The organism is Halomonas salinarum (genome assembly GCF_012062845.1).
GTDB lineage: Bacteria > Pseudomonadota > Gammaproteobacteria > Pseudomonadales > Halomonadaceae > Onishia > Onishia salinarum.
The window spans coordinates 14,104-33,293 of the sequence record NZ_WWNB01000025.1; the positions used below are offsets into that span (position 1 = coordinate 14,104).

General features: G+C 56.0%; 11 protein-coding genes, 1 pseudogene and 1 riboswitch. Of the genes and pseudogenes, 6 read left to right on the plus strand and 6 right to left on the minus strand.

Translation table 11 applies throughout. The features are described from left to right. Positions 1-5: 5 nt before the first annotated feature. From HF027_RS14315 to HF027_RS14325, 3 genes are read left to right on the plus strand one after another with little or no spacing between them, the layout of a single operon-like run. Entirely contained in the window at positions 6-1,754 is a 1,749-nt protein-coding gene (locus tag HF027_RS14315; protein WP_168016800.1) for a type I secretion system permease/ATPase, read from the plus strand. Further along, complete coding sequence (locus HF027_RS14320; protein ID WP_168016802.1) at positions 1,751-3,142, plus strand: HlyD family type I secretion periplasmic adaptor subunit; 1,392 nt, start codon at positions 1,751-1,753, stop codon at positions 3,140-3,142. Before HF027_RS14315 ends, HF027_RS14320 begins: the two co-directional genes overlap by 4 nt. Next, complete coding sequence (locus tag HF027_RS14325; protein WP_245184862.1) at positions 3,142-4,584, plus strand: TolC family outer membrane protein; 1,443 nt, start codon at positions 3,142-3,144, stop codon at positions 4,582-4,584. The genes HF027_RS14320 and HF027_RS14325 overlap by 1 nt, the downstream gene beginning before the upstream one ends. A gap of 12 nt (positions 4,585-4,596) precedes the next feature. Here HF027_RS14325 and HF027_RS14330 read toward each other — a convergent pair whose 3' ends face one another. The 3 genes and pseudogenes from HF027_RS14330 to HF027_RS14340 all read right to left on the minus strand — a co-directional run. Next, on the minus strand, positions 4,597-5,403 hold the full coding sequence (locus tag HF027_RS14330) for a Crp/Fnr family transcriptional regulator (protein WP_245184863.1): 807 nt from the start codon (positions 5,401-5,403) through the stop codon (positions 4,597-4,599). Between the two features lie 100 nt (positions 5,404-5,503). Beyond that, positions 5,504-6,223: a helix-turn-helix domain-containing protein gene (locus HF027_RS14335; RefSeq protein ID WP_168016804.1), complete on the minus strand. Its 720-nt coding sequence runs from the start codon at positions 6,221-6,223 to the stop codon at positions 5,504-5,506. A 129-nt stretch (positions 6,224-6,352) separates the two neighbouring features. Beyond that, positions 6,353-6,685: pseudogene (locus tag HF027_RS14340) on the minus strand (transposase); the annotation flags it as partial. A gap of 469 nt (positions 6,686-7,154) precedes the next feature. Between HF027_RS14340 and HF027_RS14345 the strand changes: the two are divergent. The 3 genes from HF027_RS14345 (at position 7,155) to HF027_RS14355 (ending at position 11,655) form a co-directional block, all read left to right on the plus strand. Then, a complete protein-coding gene (locus tag HF027_RS14345; RefSeq protein ID WP_168016806.1) occupies positions 7,155-8,981 on the plus strand; it encodes a putative bifunctional diguanylate cyclase/phosphodiesterase in 1,827 nt (608 codons plus the stop codon). A 117-nt stretch (positions 8,982-9,098) separates the two neighbouring features. After that, positions 9,099-10,817 (plus strand): glucose-6-phosphate isomerase, encoded by a 1,719-nt coding sequence (gene pgi / locus HF027_RS14350; protein ID WP_168016808.1) that lies wholly within the window; start codon positions 9,099-9,101, stop codon positions 10,815-10,817. Further along, positions 10,801-11,655: a UTP--glucose-1-phosphate uridylyltransferase gene (locus tag HF027_RS14355; RefSeq protein ID WP_168016810.1), complete on the plus strand. Its 855-nt coding sequence runs from the start codon at positions 10,801-10,803 to the stop codon at positions 11,653-11,655. Before pgi ends, HF027_RS14355 begins: the two co-directional genes overlap by 17 nt. A 72-nt stretch (positions 11,656-11,727) precedes the next feature. Here HF027_RS14355 and HF027_RS14360 read toward each other — a convergent pair whose 3' ends face one another. From HF027_RS14360 to HF027_RS14370, 3 genes are all read right to left on the minus strand, one after another. Beyond that, positions 11,728-14,412: a cellulose binding domain-containing protein gene (locus HF027_RS14360; RefSeq protein ID WP_168016812.1), complete on the minus strand. Its 2,685-nt coding sequence runs from the start codon at positions 14,410-14,412 to the stop codon at positions 11,728-11,730. A 459-nt stretch (positions 14,413-14,871) separates the two neighbouring features. After that, a riboswitch (cyclic di-GMP riboswitch) is annotated at positions 14,872-14,960 on the minus strand. Positions 14,961-15,244: 284 nt separating this feature from the next. Beyond that, positions 15,245-17,881 (minus strand): SEL1-like repeat protein, encoded by a 2,637-nt coding sequence (locus HF027_RS14365; RefSeq protein WP_245184865.1) that lies wholly within the window; start codon positions 17,879-17,881, stop codon positions 15,245-15,247. Positions 17,882-17,928: 47 nt separating this feature from the next. Further along, a complete protein-coding gene (locus HF027_RS14370) occupies positions 17,929-19,167 on the minus strand; it encodes an alginate lyase family protein (protein WP_168016816.1) in 1,239 nt (412 codons plus the stop codon). Between the last annotated feature and the right edge of the window lie 23 nt (positions 19,168-19,190).

The window sequence follows — 19,190 nt, forward strand, 5'->3', positions numbered from 1 at the left end:
ATTTTATGGCAAAGCAACAGGAAGCAACGGATCTCCAGAGCGCGCTAAAAGCCTGTAAGGGATCGTTCGTACTGGTGGGCTTTTTCAGCATGTTCGTCAACCTGTTGATGCTTGTCCCACCTATGTACATGCTCCAAGTATACGACCGCGTTCTTAGCACCCAAAGCGTTGATACGCTTGTTATGTTAACGCTGATTTTGGTGTTTCTTTTCGTGGTGATGGGAGGCCTGGAATTGGTCCGTTCGCGGATGCTGGTTCGCATCGGTAACTGGCTCGACACCACCATTAACAAACGCCTTTATAGTGCGATGTTCAGCCGCAGCTTAGTAACGCAAGATGGACAAAGCGCGCAGCCGTTGAGCGATCTGACCAATCTCCGTCAGTTTTTAACCGGCAACGGCCTGTTTGCGTTTTTTGATGCCCCCTGGGTACCGGTTTATCTCGGCGTGCTTTTTTTGTTTCATCCTTGGCTGGGTATCTTTGCCACTTGCGCCGGCATTATTTTACTGGTGCTTGCCATTGCCAATGAGAAAGCAACGAAAAAACTGTTAGCTGAAGCCAATAACGAGCATATTCAGGCGCAAAACCTCGCTAGCGCTAACCTGCGCAACGCTGAAGTGCTGCAGGCCATGGGAATGTTGCCGGGCATCATGGGGCGCTGGTCCAAGCGTCATCATCAATTTCTGGCGAAACAGTCACAAGCAAGTGACCGCGCGGGGGCGATCACCAATACCTCAAAAATGCTTCGCCTATTGTTCCAATCATTGATCTTGGGGTTGGGGGCGTACCTGGTGCTGCAAGGCGATATGACCCCAGGCATGATGATTGCGGGGTCTATCATTATGGGTCGAGCACTGGCGCCGATTGACCAGATGATTGGTGGCTGGAAAGGCTTTGTCAGCGCCCGTGGCGCGTATGACCGTTTAAATGAACTGCTTACCCAGATTCCTGCTGAAGAGAAGCGGATGTCGCTGCCATCTCCGCAGGGCAATATCAGTGTTGAAGGCCTGGCAGCCGCACCTCCAGGGTCGCGTATGGCCACAATCCGCGGGATCAATTTCGTCGTGGCCCAAGGCGAACACATCGGCATTATCGGGCCTAGTGCGGCGGGTAAAACCACGCTGGCTCGCGTGCTCTTGGGTGTCTGGCCATCACAAGTGGGCGAAGTGCGCCTGGATGGCGGGTTAATCACTCAGTATAACCGTGACGAGATAGGCCCATGCATTGGCTACTTGCCGCAAGATATTGAGCTCTTTGATGGTTCTGTCAGCGAAAACATTGCCCGCTTTGGCGAGGTGGAACCGCAGAAGGTCGTCGCGGCGGCGAAAAAGGCTGGTGTTCACGACATGGTGCTGGAGTTGACCAACGGCTACGACACCGTGATTTCATCCACCAGTGGTGTGCTTTCAGGGGGGCAGCGCCAACGCATTGGGCTTGCCCGTGCGCTATATGGTAATCCCGTACTCGTCGTGCTGGATGAACCCAACGCCAATCTGGATAGTGCTGGTGAATATGCGCTGGCGGAAGCCATTCAACAGCTCAAAGTCGAAGGCGCCACGCTCTTTGTGATTAGCCATCGCACCAGCGTTCTCAAGCATATGGATAAGCTGCTGGTAATGAAAGAAGGCCAGGTCAGCATGTTTAGCACGCGGGACGATGTATTCGCCCAGTTTGACAAAAAAACACGCTCTCACGTCGGCCAAAACACGACACGACTATCGACCAGTGCCGGTGGGGAGGTTAACAAGCCATGAGCGATGACCATCATGCGGATACACAAAATTCCCCAGTTAAATCAGAGGCCGACACGTCCCCTCAAGAGCCCGCCATGTTGGAAGGTGAAGCGCAAGAAAGGCTTCCAACCAGCGAAAAGGGCTACCGTAAGCTGGGTTTTGTCATTTTGTTGATTGCTTTTGGCGGCTTCGGTACCTGGGCGACAACGGCGTCGCTTGCGATTGCCGTGGTGGCGCCGGGCAGTGTTTCTAGCGAGTCGTTCAAGCGCACGGTGCAGCATCTGGAAGGCGGTATTGTCGAAGACATACACGTTGAAGACGGCGACAAAGTAGAAGCCGGTGATACGCTTGTGGAACTCAGCGATACTCAGGTTCGCTCGCAGTTAGCAATTGCCCGCTCGCAGTACCTCATCAACCGAGCGATAGAGGCGCGGTTGCTGGCCGAACAAGAGGGGGCAGAAATGATGAACGTTCCTGAAGAGCTGCAAGATATTGATAGTCAACGTATTCAGCAAGTAGTTGCCGTACAGCAAAGCCTCTTTTTGGCCCGCAAACAATCACAGGAAAGCACGCTGGAAGCGCTGGATGAGCAGATCGTGCAGATGCGCGAGCAGATTAGTGGTCTGGAAGAGCGCATTCAGGTAAATGCACAGCGCGTCACATCATTACGCTCTGAAACGGAAGACTTTCGCGCGCTTTACGAGGAGGGGCTGGGCGACAATCAGCGAATACGGGAGCTTGAGCGTCAGGTATTGGAGTATGAGGGCAGTAGCTCGGAATTTCGCTCCAACATCGCCCAGCTGAAATCGCAGATCAGCGAGAATCGTTTGGAGCGCGAAATTCAGCAGCAAGAATTCCAGAAAGAAGTCGGCGAGCAGCTACGCGAGGCACAGTTATTAATTGCCGAGGCCGAGGAGAAAATGGTCTCGCTAAACGATCAGGTCGAGCGCACCGTGATCAAGGCGCCGGTGTCGGGTACCGTCGTGGGTTTGCAAATTCACACCGAAGGCGCGGTGATTCGAAGTGGCGACAACATCATGGATATTGTGCCTTCAAACGCTGGTTTCGTTGTAGCGGCGCGTATTCCCACCCGCGACATCGATAACATCTTTGTGGGTCAATTCGCAGAGATTCGCTTTAGTGCTTTTAACCAGCGTCTGACCAGTGAAATCGACGGTGAAGTGATTCATGTTAGTGCTGATACGTTTGAAGACGAAGCGACCGGGGATAATTACTACCGGGCAAGGGTGCGTGTAACGGAACAGGGACGTGAAGATATGACCGAGCAAATGCAGCTTCTTTCCGGCATGCCCGCCGAAGTAATGATCCGTACGGGCGAGCGCACTTTCGCAAGCTACATAGCGAAACCGATTACCGATATGCTGGCGCGCGCCATCCAGGAGGACTAATGCAACGCATGACACGCGCATGGTGCTGCCTTGTCCCTCTGGGGCTGGCAATGGCCGCGACCTCCCCGCTTTACGGTCAAAACGATGTTCCCGCTGCCGGTCAGGCAATGGCAGAGTATGAAGCCCTCGATACCACCGCTAATGAGCAGGTTCGCCTGCCTTCCCTGCCGGCGCTCTTTGCTCGCGCACTAGACCACGACGCTGAGCTAAGGCGCCAACGCTATGAGCTAGAGGCTACCCGAGAAGAGCGCCCTATGGCGCGCGCTCAGCTATTGCCGCAAATTAGTGCTAGCAGTGGGTACCTGCGGCAAGACTCGACCAATGTGCAAACCGACCCCGGTGGTTTTGGCCTTGATCAGCCCGCTCAGCGTCCCGGTGAATTCGATGAGCAGTACTGGCAACTCGAGCTGCAACAGACGCTTTTCAGCCTGGAGCGCTGGCGTGAGTTAAATGTAGCCGATGCGCAAATCAGCGCTGCAGAAGCTCAGCTTGCCGTGGCCGAACGCGACTTGGCCTTAAGTGTTTCCGAAGCCTACGTGCAAGCCTATTTAGCTTCGCAGCGCTTGGGGCTTTTGACCTCCCAGGAAGCATCTCTGGTGCTGCAGGTTCGCCAGGCAAGCCGAGCGTTTGACCTGGGTGTAGGTGACCGGGTTGACCTGCTCGAAGCGCAGTCGCGCTCTGACCAAGCGATGGCTGATGCAGTGGAGGCTGAAAACGATTTGGATAATTCGCTTAGTGAACTGGAACGTCTGACCGGCATGCGGCCGGATATGGGCGGTCTGTCAGTGGGGGAGCTGACCGATGTGGCGCTTCAGCGCGAATGGGGTAAACCGGAGGATTGGCTGGCGCGCACGGGGGGGAATGTAGACGTGCTGCGAGCTAGTAAAGAACAGAGCGCCACCGAAGCTGATACCAGTACCCGTCGTGCAGGCTACTACCCTGAGCTTAACCTCAACCTCAATTACTCTGATCGCGAAAGTGACGATCGGTTGCGCACCAGTGAAGACTACACCGCGACTGTGAAACTGAGTATGCCGATCTATCGCGGCGGCTACACCACCGCGAGCGTTAGGCAAGGTGAAAAGCGTATCGAAGCGGGTGAAGCTGCGGTAGACAACGAGCAGAACCTCGCCGTGCAAGAAGTGCGCACAAGACTTCGCTCGCTCAACGGGGGTGTACGTCGTTTAGACGCGTTGGAGCAAGCCATTGAATCTGGCCGGCTTTTTCTTGAGGCTGCTGAACGCGGTGAGCAGCTTGGGCTGCGCGACCTCGTCGATGTGCTCGATGCCCGGGCTAGCCTTCATGATCAGCGCATCAACTATATCGATACGCTGGGGGAGTATGCGTTAGACCGCCTGGCGTTGCAGGCCGCGGTGGGTGGCCTGGAAAGTGAAGACCTTGCCCGAATAATGCAGCTACTAGCATCCATGACGGCAAAGTAACAGTGCATGGCGTTACCAGGCTGGCAACATGTCGCTGTACAGTAAACGATCTTTGGTATAGCACGCGCAGGACGCCTCGATCAGGCCCTCCCGGTCAAGCACTCTGATTTCGCCACGGTGATAACGAATTAAGCCGCGCGCCTGTAGGGCCGTCGCTGCCAGCGTGATCCCCGCGCGCCTGACGCCAAGCATCATGGCCAGAAATTCATGGGTCAGCTGCAAGTGTTGAGTACCCGCGCGATCCTGGGTCATGAGGAGCCAGCGGGCAAGACGTGGCTCAATCTTGTGGAAATGGTTGCAGGCGGCGGTTCTTGCCAGCTGACTCATCACCACATAGAGATATCGCTGCAGTCGATGATGCAAGACGGGGCTTTCTCGTAATAGCCGTTGAAAGCTGTCTGCATTGATGCGTAGGGCTGCCCCCGCGCCTTGAACCAAGGCGAGCAGCGGTTCTTGTTCGATGCCAAGTACAAGGGATATACCGAACATGCCTTCTCGGCCTGCCATCGCGACTTCCAGGTGGTTATCACCGTCGATAACAGCGATAAGTGAAATGAAGCTGTCTATCGGAAAATAGACGTGGGTGATGGCATCGCCGGGCTGGAGCAGCACGTTGCCGAAGGTAAGTTCCACTGGTTCACAGGCCGCCAAAAAAGCGTCCCGTTCGGTGTCGGGTAGTGCAGTGAGGAGTTTATTGGTATTGATATCTGGCGAAATATCCGACATGTGCTTCTCCGTTTGAACGAACCTGGCAAACGGCATGATGAAGGTCTGTCTCATTTCGATGTCGACTGCAGATAGGCCATCAGTAATCTTCAAGGGCCTATCTGCATACTATCACTGGATAAATTAGGCGTCGGCACGCTAGCGTACACAACTCGGCAATCAAGGTTTTAATAGGTCGGTGGTCTCCGGTCACTCACATGACGTGATTGTGGTTGAGTAGGCGGTCGTATTCTTCCTTGACCACCGAATAGCACTCACAGACACGCTCCTCTAATCCGGGCCGGTCAAGCACATTGATACGACCTCGGTGGTAGGAGATCAGCCCAGCCCTTTGCAGCTTACCCGCCGACTCTGTGACCCCTTCGCGGCGGACCCCCAGCATGTTGGCAATCAACTCCTGGGTCATGATCAGTTCATTGCTCGGCAAACGGTCAATGCTGAGCAGCAACCAGCGGCATAGCTGCTGGTCGAGGTTGTGATGGCGATTGCATACCGCCGTCTGTGCCATCTGCGTCAGCAGGGCTTGGGTGTAACGCAGTAGCAAACGCTGCATGGGCCCGGCGCGGTAGAACTCGTCTTTGATCATACCCCCTTTGAGACGTAATGCCTGCCCGGCACTTTGTACGATGGCTCGGCTGGGTGTCGTCTCGCCACCCATGAACAGCGAGATCCCTACCACGCCTTCATAGCCCACCACCGCAATTTCTGTTGAGGCGCCATCCTCCATCACGCACAACAGCGAGATGATGGAGTCAAGCGGAAAGTAGACATGGTTCATGTGCTGTCCGGATTCACACAGCGACTGGCCTAGTGTCAGTGTCACCCTCTCAAAATGAGGCCAAAGACGATTCAGTTCTTCTTCAGGCAGTAAGCCAAGCAAAGCATTTTGCTGGAAACTACAAGACCCTGGCATTGATATCCCTCCTCTCAATAGTGTTAGCGTAACCTGAATAAAATCAGTGGGTTAAAGCATGCCTTTTTCCGAATTATATAGGGGGCCAAAAGACAATCTCTGTACGTTACCGCACATAAGTTTAGCTGATTACGCGTAGGAGTTAGCCAACTTCTGGAAGCGGTACGGCATCGTCGGCGTTCTCGCCGCCACTGTGAGAAAGCGTAAGATCATGCCTTTGAGGTCATAGCGCCGATTGAACCGGTACTCGAACTCGGCCAGGTAGCGTGGGGCATGCTGCCCGCGGATGGCATGGTAAGTTCCGGAGATAGCGTTCTTGACGTTGCCCAGCAGGGTGTTGACCCAGTTGAACGCGGGGTTCTCCACTCTGGTACGCCCACCCCCGGTGATGTGGCAGTCATGGACGTAGCGAGGTGTGTCGAAGGCTCGGAAACACCCCAGGCCATCACTGATGATCTGGCTCCTGAGCGTTGTCAATGGCCTGTTGGGCATAGCGACTATTTACGAATGCGCAGTGCCTTGCTTCGTAGAAAAAATGGGAAGGCTTCGGAGAGATTTCAGCGCCATGTCTGTCAGCGCACAGTCAGATGCTGACGTGGCGTCTATTGTCACTATTCGTGAGGCGACGGATATGCCTAAACAGGGATGTTGCACTATGCGCTGCTGGGAACGCAGCGTCTCTTTCAAACGTCACTGCCGCAAGCATCGTGGCAGTCCAGCATCGAAAAATCCCCATGTGTTCGATTACGCACAGAAGCAGGATCTAGCGCTCCTCTAAAGTAAAGTCGAATTAGCAACGGTGATTTCTCCACAGTGAACCACACGTTCAACAACAGCCGTTGGCGCAGAGAGGCTGCTGTTTCAAAACGGGGAGGGAAGCCCATGGGAAGAGAAGCGATCTTGCAAGCGGGAAAACGGCAAGCCGTGGCTGATGAGCGAGGAGGTCGAGATAATGCGGCGCGCTAACTGCCAGATCAGTCAGAGTCAAGCATTCGATAATTCCGCGGATAAGGAACAGCTCGATACGCGTCTGCGAGATACCGAAGCGGCCTTGCAAGCTGCGACAGAATGGGCGCAGGTAACCTTGAATTCCATTGGTGACGCCGTGGTCACGACGGATCTGGCGTGCCGGATCACCTACCTTAACCGGGTGGCTGAAACATTAACCGGCTGGTTGAGTGCGGATGCGCTTGGCAAACCGTTGGCTCAGGTTCTGAAGCTCATCGATGGCGAGACCCGTGAGACAGCGGCCAATCCTGGGCAGCGCGCCATGGATGAGAACCGTACCGTGGGCCTCGCCATGGGTTGCATACTGATTCGCAAGGATGGCAGCCAATTGCAGATCGAAGATTCCGCCGCCCCTATTCATGACAGGGATGGCCGTCACCAAGGCGCGGTGATCGTGTTCCACGATGCCTGCCACTCGCTCATTCATTCGTCCAGGCTGGCGTATCAGGCCCAGCATGATGTCCTCACCGAGCTACCCAATCGGATTCTGCTCTCGGAGCGGCTATCCCGTGCCATTGGGCTGGCAAAACGGCACCGGCTACAGGTCGCGCTACTTTATCTGGATCTCGACGATTTTAAGACCATCAATGATTCTCTTGGTCATGCGGTTGGCGATTTGCTTTTACGCTCGGTAGCGGATCGTCTCAACGAATGTGTGCGCAACACCGATACGGTATGTCGCCAGGGGGGAGATGAGTTCGTGGTGCTGCTGAGTGAAGTTGAAAAGCCGGAGGATGCCACACGAGTGGCCGAGAAAATCCTCACTGCGTTAGCTGAGCCATATCATATTTACCCGCATGAACTGCATATTACCGCCAGTATCGGGGTCAGCCTCTATCCTGATCACGGTAAAGACGAACCTACCTTGCTGAATAATGCGGATATGGCGATGTATCACGCCAAGCAAGGTGGCCACAACAGGTACCGGCTATTCAGTGGTGAGATGGACGCCATCAAGATGCACAATAATATCCTGGCCTCTCAGCTGCACCTGGCGCTTAAAGCCGACACCTTGTTTCTGGATTTCCAGCCGAGGGTGGATATTGCCACCGGTGCTATGGTGAGCGCAGAAGCACTGGTTCGTTGGCACAATCCGACGCAAGGGCTTATGCAGCCATCGGCCTTCCTGCCCGTTGCGGAAGCCCGTGGGCTCATGGTCCCGATTGGTTATTGGGTGCTGGGCGAGACCTGCCGCCGGTTACAGGCTTGGCGCAGCGAAGGCGGCGACATCGTGCCCATCTCGGTAAACATGTCGGTGATGCAGCTTCGAGACAAGACCTTGCCCGTCCGTGTGGCGGAGATACTGGGAAGAACCGGGCTAGATGCGCGGTTTCTGGAACTGGAAGTGTCTGAAAGCAGCCTCATGCACCTTCAAACCGATGACGCCATCATGACACTGGCCGAACTGAGTCATATGGGGATACGCATTGCCATTGATGACTTCGGTGAAGGGAGTGCCAGCCTGAAGCAGCTGCAGTGTTTCCCCATCGACACGGTCAATCTCGCGCCTTGTTTTGTGTATGACATGCCCGAAAACCGTGGAAATGCGCTGTTCAACAAATCCCTTATCAATTTTGTCCAGAATTTATCCTTGCGCGTCAACGCCAAGGGCGTCGAAACGCTTGCCCAGCTGGACCATCTGGAATTGCAAGGCTGCGAGGGCGCTCAGGGATTCTTGTTCAGCAAGCCGCTGTCGGCCAGCGATTTCCGTGCGTTACTCGGTTCCGATCGGTTGCTCGCCCGTGCCTAAAAACGGGTCTTTATAAATCTGGCGTATTCAGTGCCACAGTCAATGCCGGCCGATAACCCTGGATTCGGGTTTGAATGTTGCGCGGGAAATATATCCAATGTTTTCAAGGACGAACCAATGAGCTCATCAGTTTCCGTATTCGATACTCGCATTGATACCCCATTGATTGCGTTACATGCCCATGCTGAAAGCATGAAACCGCAGCCGCTGAGCGATTTGCTGGTGAATGACTCCGCCCCTGGTCTTGCTAGCCGCAGAGCCAATGCCCTGGCATTCACTTTCGGGCATCTGCATATCGACTTCAGCAAGCAGCGCCTGACGACCCAAACTATGGCATTGCTGACGGAGTGGGCTGAAAGCTGCGGACTGGCGGCCAAGCGCGAGGCATTATTTGCGGGGGAAAAAATCAATACGTCTGAAAAACGTGCTGCGTTGCATATGGCAGCCAGGTGGCCAGCAACTGAAACGCCGCCGGCGGGGATGGAGGAGGCCGTCGCGTTTTGTCATCAACAGCGAGAACGAATGGTAGGAATGGTCAATCGTGTGCACGCTGGCCAGTGGTATGGTACGACCGGGCAGACCATTACGGATGTCGTGCACATTGGCGTTGGGGGTTCTGACCTGGGGCCGAAAATGGTCAGTGAGGCATTGGCAGACCGGCCCAGTACCCAAAAAGTGGCGGTGCATTATGTGTCGACCATGGATGGCTCGCAGCTAGTGCCATTGATGGAGCGCTTGAATCCCGCCACTACCTTGCTGGTGCTGGCGTCTAAATCGTTCACCACAGCAGATACTCAGTTCAACGCCCGAACCGCGCTTGCCTGGTTAAGCCATGCGCTGGAGGTCGATGAAGCGAAAGTATGCCACCGGCAGCTGATTGGTGTTTCAACCAGGCCGGAAAAAATGACGGCGTTTGGTATTCCTGAAAGCCACCAATTGGTATTCGGGGAGTGGATTGGCGGGCGTTTTTCGCTCTGGTCGCCGATAGGTATCAGTCTGGCGATGCAGTTGGGTATGGACGTGTTTGATGCGCTGCTGGCGGGTGCCCATGCCATGGATAAGCATTTTATGAAAGCGCCCATCGAGGAGAACCTGCCTGCCTTGATGGCACTGGTAGGCGCTTGGAATTGCCAGTTCTTGAATATCCCAACGCATGCTGTTTTGCCCTACGATGGCCGGCTCAAAAGTCTACCGGCGTACCTTCAGCAGTTGGAAATGGAATCCAATGGCAAAAGCGTGGGGCTGGACGGTGGGCCGGTTCATCATACGACCTGTCCTATTCTGTGGGGCGATGTGGGTCCCAATGGTCAGCACGCGTTCTACCAGCTGCTTCATCAAGGCAAGCACACGGTAAGTGCGGATTTTGTTGCGGTGGCCGAGCGCCACGTTTCAACGAATGAAGACGTTAGTCATCGTCTGGAAGCCCAGGAACAGTTGACGATGGCGCACTGCCTTGCCCAGTCACAGCTTTTGGCGTTGGGAGATGATGCCATTCCGATGGCGCTGCGTGGCTTGATGGCCCAAGGGTACCGAGGCAACCAGCCAAACTCGGTATTGCTGTTGAAGTCGCTGGATGCCGGGACCTTGGGTGCGCTGATAGCGCTTTACGAACATAAGGTATTTGTGCAATCGGTGTTGTGGCATCTGAACCCTTTTGATCAGCCGGGTGTAGAGTTGGGCAAATGTCTGGCGACCAGCTTATATCAGACATTGGCCGGTGAGCCGCTAGCACAACAGAACGTGGACGACTGCGGCACGGCTCAGCTTCTGCGCAAAGTGAACGCATGGCGTAATCAATCAGATGAAAAAGGCGCGATGCATGTCTCAGGTTCGTAAGGCGATTATTCCGGTTGCCGGCTTCGGTACACGACTTTTGCCTATCAGCAAAGCGATCCCCAAGGAGATGGTGCCCGTTGTGGACCGTCCATTGATTCAGCATGTGGTAGAGGAGGCGCTGGCGGCAGGTATCAATGAGATTATTCTGGTGACTCGGGCAGGTAAGTCGGCGATTGAAGACCATTTTGACGCGCATTTCGAACTCGAGCATTCATTGGCGAGCAAGGGAAAGGATGCCCTGTTGGAAACGCTATTTGCCATTTGCCCGAAGCATTTAAAAGTCACCAGCGTTCGCCAGTCCAGTGCGACAGGCCTGGGACATGCGATTTACTGCGCGGCTCACCTGTTGGATGAAGATGAGCCCTTTGCAGTGATCCTGCCGGATGTGTTGGTTAAGTCTCAGGTTGGGAGTGATAAAAGCGACCTAGGGAGTATGGTTGAGCGTTGGAGCGCCAAGGGGGAAGCCCAGATTATGGTGGAGGCCGTACCGAGAGCTGAGGTTCAGCGCTATGGTATCGTTGATTGCGATGAACCCGCTGCTGGTGAGAGCGCCGACATGCGGGGCGTGGTCGAAAAGCCGAGCCCCGAAGAAGCGCCTTCATGCCTGTCTGTCATTGGTCGCTACGTGCTGCCGCACCGCATCATGGCGCTATTGAGTGACCAACCACCGGGAGCAGGAAACGAGGTTCAGTTGACGGATGCGATTGATCGGTTAATGCAGGAAGGCAACACCGTACAGGCATTTCGTATGCTCGGGCGCACCTTTGACTGCGGCCACATTGAAGGCTGGTTGCAGGCCAATACCACCTTGGCACGGGAAGCAGGGTATGAGGTGTGAGGCACGAGAAGGGGATACCGTAACGGTACCCCCAGTTCACGTGATGCTATAGTGGGATGACAAGCCGCATCATCACATAACGAGTTCGCCGCTATCGCTACCCAGGCCGAGCAGTTGCACCTGTAGCTCGCTGTCGCTCGTCTCGCTAACTCTCTGTTCCGGTAGTTCGTCTTCTCCGTAGGCCTTGAAAGAGAACCGCCAGGTTTCACCCGGGTCCAGGGTGCTCGGGTTATCGTCGCTGATTCGGTAGCCGCCCTCGACGTCTTCGAATAGGCCATTCCATACCGTATCGATATCAGCGTCCAGGTCGAAGAGAATCTCCGGGTCCTGAATGGCCTGGTCGGACGTGTTCTCTACAAAGACTTCAGCCACATAGCCCGAATTCCAGCTGCTGGTGATGTTGCTGGTCATCTGGGTGCCCGTCTCGGTATCCACCGGGCTGCCATTTGTCTTGACTGTCATGTAGTCGGGCAACGTCTGGTCGTCGCCGTAGGCCTTGAAAGAGAACCGCCACGTTTCACCTGGCTCCAGGGCGTTGTTATCGCGGATGCTGTAGCCATCCTCGGCATCTTCAACCTCACCATTCCATACCGTATCGATATCGGCGCCTAACTCGAAGCCCACTTCCGGGTCCTGGATGGCCTGGTCGGAGAGGTTCTTAACAAAGATTTCAGCCACGTAGCCGGTGGACCAACTGCTGGTGATATTGCCGGTCAGACCGATTTCCGTGGTGGTATCGGTTGGCTCAGGCGCCTCGGTCTCCGTCTTGGCGTCGGTTGGCTCAGGTGCCTCGGTTTCGGCCTCAGTGCCGGTGGGCTCAGACGCTTCAGTTTCCGTCTCTGTATCGGTGGGCTCAGGCTCCTCGGTTTGCGTGCCCGAATCGATCAGCCCTTCATCCGAACTGACTGCCATGTTGTCCGGCAGTGTCTGGTCGTCTCCATAAGCCTTGAAGGAGAAGCGCCACGTCTCGCCCGATTCCAGTGTCGTGTCGTGACGTACCTGATAGCCGCCATCGACATCGTCGACCTGGCCATTCCATACCTCATTGATGTCCGCGCCCAGGTCGAAGGTGACCTCCGGGTTCTGGATGGCTTGGTCGGAGTGGTTTTTGACAAAGACTTCGGCCACGAAGCCGGTGGACCAGCGACTGGTCATGTTGCTGGTTAGTTCGACGTCCCCGCTCGTGTCGACCGGATCCGGCTGCGCAGTTTCCTCCTCGGTATCCGTTGGCGCCGTTGGTTCGGTTTCCGTGTCGGTGTCGGTTGGCGCCGGCTCCTCGTCGTCGTTTGCCCTTATCGATTCCGCGGTGGGAAACGCGAGCGGCTCACCTTGTGAGGTGGTTTTTGCGTTCAAGTCCAGCTTGGTGCCGTCGCCGAAGATCGCGTACTCCATGTTGACGAGGGTATCGATGCTGCCTTGCCTGGTGATGATGACTTCGTCGCCAGCGAACTCGATCTCATTGTCAGCATAGTCGCCGGTGAAACGGGCGGTATCGAGTCCAGCGCCACCATCAAGATAGTTGTCACCCCAGCCATTGTTGGGCCCACCCTCCAGAATATCATTCCCCGCACCGCCGACGAGTGTGTCATAGCCCAGGCCTCCATTGAGGTAGACCCCATCGTCGCTACCCTGGATGACATCGTCACGGCGCGAACCAATCAGATAGTCGAAGGTTACCGTGTTGGCGTCGGGGTCGGTGGGAGCACCGAACGATTCCCCGCCTTGGTTGATCCAGAGCGATGTCGACATTTTATCGTTATCGGCATCGCGAACGGATTCGCGGACGCGGACGCTGTTGTCGTGGTCACGACCGCCGTGGAGGTTGATATCGCGGTCGGTAAAGACGACTTCGGCGTCATTGCCAACGGACGAACGCCAGGAAGCGAAGACCAGACCGTGGCGCATACCGCTGTCTTCCAGGCCGGTAAGGCTGCCGTCATAGCTTTCGTGCAGTTCATAGGCGTAGCCGTTTCCGCCACCGCCCTTGTTGAAGGTGCCATGGGCCTGGATATCGTCGGCGACGAGGTCCAGAGCTTTCGAGAAGCGAAAGGCGGTAGAAGGTCCGTCGTTGACCTCGATATCGGTCAGGTTTGCGCCTTGAGTACCCTCCAACAGCACTGCTTTATAGCGGCCTAGATCTCCCAGGGTGTTGGAAAACTCGCCCGGATCGGGGTCACCTAACTGGAACTCGATGCCGAAGCCATTGAGCGCAACGTCATCGGCGGTGTTCCATCGGTCCACCTTGGTCTTGGCTGCCTCCAAGTCGAAGTGGACACCGCGATCAAGGGTGAGGGTATCACCGTTCACCGATTCCACGCGGGCCATGCTGGTGCGCAGCTCGGCGTGTTCCACCTTGCGCCAAGCGGTGTCTCCGATCGCGTCGAAGAAGGCATCGTCGTTTTCCTGCCAGACCCTGACGGTGTCGCCTGGCTTGAGATCGTGACCTCGATCCAGCGTCAGTTGGCGATCACCCTCTTCAACGCCGCTTTTCAGAAGGCCGACGTGACTCTCCATCTCTCCTTCCACATGAATGGCGGTTTCCGAATTTCTGGCCAGCGCTTCGTCGGTGAAAGTGAGCGTTGTCTCCTGTGACCCTGCGCCCACCAGGGAGATGTCGGAGCGATCGATCCGCAGTCCATCGTCGAGCAGATGGTTGCCGGCGGCGAATTGAATGGTCGCGCCAGACTCGGCATTACGGATCAGGTTATTGATGTCATCGGCCGAGGTGCCGGTATCAATATGATGTATAGAAGCCATGATAAAACTCCAGGTTGTCGCAGTTTAGAAACGGGTTACGTAGTCGCACCTTCAGTACCCTGCAGAGCATCCTTCGTCATCGCTTCTATAAATTAGAAATTATTGTATAAGTTTAATCTAATTTAGTTGAGTTGACGTTTAAGGTTGAAGATCTATGGAAAAATCCTTTTATCTACGTATTAGTGAGTTAACGTTTCTTCGTTAAATCTGACGATGGGCTAAGTGCTGGTCAGACCCATAGGAGACGCCTCATGATCAGTAAGAACATCATGATGGTGATCGGCGTTTTGTGACGAGATGCTTGTTAAGAATTGCAGGTGAGCTCATTAACCAATCCCCAGTAAACGATTGCCACGGATGTTTACCGAAGGCAAAGGCTTGAATGAATACCAAGTAGGGGACCGAAAACACTTCTATGAAGTCGAGCAAGAGAATATCGTACTCAGACCCAGAGGGAGGGTAGGCGGTCCCGCTATCTTGAGGCTGTTAAGCCTTTTAGACCGGTGACTTTGCGCCCCCGCCTTTCGACGGGTTTGCCTTTGTCTATTCCGGCAAACGGTTGAAGCAACCAGCTTGCCGAGAGTCGCATCACCTTTCGATGAGTTAACCGGGAATCACGCTAACTGAAGGGAGTGCTTTCGACAAGAGGGGAATTGCGCGCCACACAAATCAGGAACAAAGTAACCTGATGCCACCTGTTGAGATGGATTCTCAATTGAATTGGGCGCCTGGGCGGGGTTGCTGACTGGGGGGGGAGAGATTGTACATCGTGGATTTGCGTGACATTACCTGAAGCCAACGCTCACCGGGGAGATCCGGTGAGCGAGTGGTGTCACTCCTGAGATGTTGCTTTCATCTCGTCGACGGCGGCGAAGGCAGCCTCTTCGATGAGCAGTTGATGCAGCGTCTCGATCGCCATTTGTCCCTCGTTATCGATGAGGTTATCAAGCCACAGCATTGCTTGCTCTTGATTGGGATTCTCATGCCCGCGAGCTGAAAGATAAGCCCCGGCCAAGGCGAGGCGTGCGCTTCGATGTCCTTGGCTTGCTGCCTCGTAGAGGTAGTTGACCCCACGCTCGGGATCTTTTTCGATATTCTCCCCGCGAAGGTATTCACGGCCAAGAGACGCCTGGGCGCCGGCGTGGCCCTGCTCAGCAGCATCCATCAACAGCTCGTGACCACGCTGGACGTCCTGAACAATGGCGCCTTCACCGCGCATATAAGCGATACCCAGCGCCGTTTGCGCATAGACGGCGCCACCATCACTTGCTTGTTGATACCAGCGCTCGGCCGGTACAGCATCTTTTGCAACCCCGTTACCGTGTTGGTAGGCATCGCCCAGCATGAAAGCGGCATGGGGAACACCTGATTCGGCCGCGGTAGTTAGCAGCTCGAAGCCACGCACCACGTCCTGTTCGACATGATTGCCGGTTAAATAAGCTTCACCAAGGTCGGTGCTGGCACCGGCATGTCCCCTGGCGGCGGCGGTGCTGAGGTAGTCGATACCGCTTTCACTGTTGCCCCGGTCAAGATATAGGCGGCCAAGGCTTGCACCGGCACCGGCATGCCCTGCCCGGTGAGCCCGCTTTAGCCAGTTCTCGGCTTGGCTTTGGTTGCGCTCGATCCCCTTCCCGTCGAGATAAGCTCGACCCAGGTCGGCCATAGCGCCCGGATGGCCGCCTTTCGCAGCGGCGATAAGCGCATCAATATTGCCTTCTGCCCCGAGATCACGTTGCACGTAGGTGAGCGCATCATCTGCGGACGCATGGCCTGCTTCCTGCGCCCGGGTCAACCAGTGGTTGGCCTCGTTGAGGTCGCGCTTAACGCCGATGCCTTCACGGTAGACGCGACCCAGCACAATCATCGCGTAGCCGTCATCTTGCTGGGCGGCCTGTGTCAGTAGGTGAATGCCTTCCCGAGGATTGCCCTCAAGCGTGCCATCGAGATAGGCCTCACCAAGCAGGGTCATGGCGGTGGTGTCTCCTTGATCGGCGGCTTGTGCAAGCAGCTCTTCGCCGCGACGCGGCTGTGGATGCAAAACATCGCCTTTTAAATAGGCCTCACCCAGGAGGCGCATCGCGCCGGTCTGGTTGAGGTCGACGGCATTTTGCAGCAATTCCTCCGCGCGTTGAGGATCTTGCGTCACACCGCGGCCCGTCAGGTAGGCAGCGCCTAGTTGATGGGTGGCCCATGGATGGCCAAGCTCATGGCTGCGCTTGAGATAGCGGGCTGCAATGACGGGTTGGCTTTCGACGCGTTCATCGTCCATGAGTAGCGAGCCAAGCTGGGCCAGTGCCAAAGGGTGATTACGCTCTGCTGCTTTTTCCAGCAGGTCCATGCCACGCGGTAGGTCGTCGAGACCCGCCTGGCCCTCGACGAGGGCGCGGCCGAGAATGACCCGGGCGTCGTCCGAGTCCGCCTGGATGGCTTCGCGCAGCCAGCGCTCAGCGCGGACCGGATCGGGTTGGTCGGCGTTCTCGGTCGATAGTAGGGCCTGGCCGAGGTAGGTCATGGCCTCGACGTGACCCTGACGGGCGGCATCTTCCAGCACCGTTATCCCTTGTCGATAGTTGCCCATTTGGGTCATCTCGTGCCCGACACGAGCCAGGGCATCAATGTCGCCGGCATCAGCGGCCAACGTCAGCCAGCGGATGCGCTGAGCAGGCTGGTCGCCGAGCAGCCCGTCGGGAGAGTAGAGCGATGCCAACTGCAGCATGGCGCCAACATCGCCCATTTCGGCCTTGGCTTCGAGCTGCTTGGCGTAATGCTGAGCATGCGCTCTCGATTTTGCTGCATCCTCTTCCAGCCAACCGCCGGGCGCGTGCGCTTCAGCCAGGGCGCTCAGGGCTTGCGCTTTATTCTGGGAGGCCGCCTGTTCGTAGAGCTCGCGGGCTAATGCTGGGTCTGCTTCTACACCTTCGCCGCCTTCGGACAGCAGCTCGGCAAGCTCGACTTCTGCTGTCCGGTCGAGGTTGGCCTCTTTAGCCTGCCAAAGTAGATGATAAGCAAGCACGTCGTTACGGTTTACGCCGCGACCTTCGCGATAAAGTTTAGCGAGGTTGAGCGAGGCATGGCCGCGTATCGAGGAAGGTTTGTTGAGGGCCTCGCCATACAAGCGTGCTGCTTCGGCGGGGTCTTGGTCGACACCCAGCCCATGTTCATAGAGCTTGGCCATCTCGTAAAAGGCAGGGGGGATATAGAAATGCATCAGGGGCTGCAGATACGCGATGGCTTCGTCGTAACGTTCCTCGTCGATACGATCCTGGGCACGATTGATGCTGCCCCAGTCCGATCCGTCGATATCGGCGTCTGGCCCGCTGGTAAACCAGCCGGCATAGTGGGCCGGTACGGGACGAGCATGCTGGCTGACAGAAGGTTGGTCAGTGTTGATCGCACAGCCGGCGAGCCAAGCCGACAACACTAGTGTGCCGGTCAGCCGCAACGTGGGTAATTGTCGAACCCTTTGCATTGTTCTCTCCATGGGGGCACCACGGCCTTGTGTGGTTCCGTTAGTGTTCAATTGTTCAAGCCCCGGAAGGCTTCGGTGTCCCGACGCCGTTCATTGGTGTAAATGTGCTGTTGGGCGGAGGGATCCATGAAGTACAGCGTGATGTGGCCACCCGCACTACGGTTGTAGGCGGGCCGTATTCGGGTGACCAGACTGGCCATCTTTGGATGATCGAAGTGAGAAAGGTAGATTTCCATCCAGGTGAAGTACTGCGGGTCCCGCAGGAAGCCGGTGTATTGCTCCAGCGGCGCGTAATCACCTAATGCGGCGGGGTCGTCGAGAATCTGGAACAGGTAGTCGACGGCTTCATGAATGTTGCTGCCCTCATATTCCAGATTGAAGATGTCATAGCCTTGGCGATGGATGACCTGCATATTGGTGATGAGGTAACTAAGCGCATAGTTTTGGTAGTGTGTCGCCCGTCGACCGCGACGTACCTCGTGGGGGAGGGCACCTTCCTCGGTCATGTCGTGCAGGGCTGAGTAGAGGGCTTTGACACCGAAGCGAAACAGGTCATCGTCTTCGACCAACACGCCGATCATGCTGGCGTAAAGTGCGCGACGATATAAATGGTTATTACAGCAACTGTCCTCTTCATGGCCGTGGATTGAGGAGTGTTCCAAGGCCAGGCCGTGCAGCCACTGCTCTATATCGGCCCGTTCCTCCTCAAGTCCATCGATGAAGGGGCGCACGACGGAGTAAGCCATGGCCGCCGCGAACAGCATGGATTCGGATGCGAACCAGGCTTGGGGTCGCGCCGAATCATAGACAAAAGCGGTCAGGGCTTCAGCCTCGGCCCAGCCATGCAGGTAATGCACCAGGCATTCGGCATAGTAAGGGTCGCTGCTCGCAACGTAAGCACCGGCCAGGGTCGATACGCTATCTTCGAAACCGAATATCGGCCCGGTGGCCAGCTCCCACGCATCGGGTCTGGGATAGAAACTGGGTATCGCCCCCCGCGTGGTGATGGGTTCCGAATTAAGTTTCTGGCGGCAGCTGGGGCCCGTCGAAAGGTTGTCTCTCAACTGCAGTAAAAGCGCGTTATCGGTTTGCTGAAGTAGAGGCATGACCGCGTTAACGTCGAAATAGCTGGCGTTTGTATCGGTCACGCGATATTCGGAGAGGTTGAGATCCTCGCGCTCTTCGGTGGACATAGTACTTCTTGAGGAAGTATCAGCCGCCAGGTTGATACTGGCCATCGTCGTCATCAGGGCAATGGTCAGTCCTTTTGCTACGGCATGAGGCATGATCGTTGTCGCTCCATCGGCGC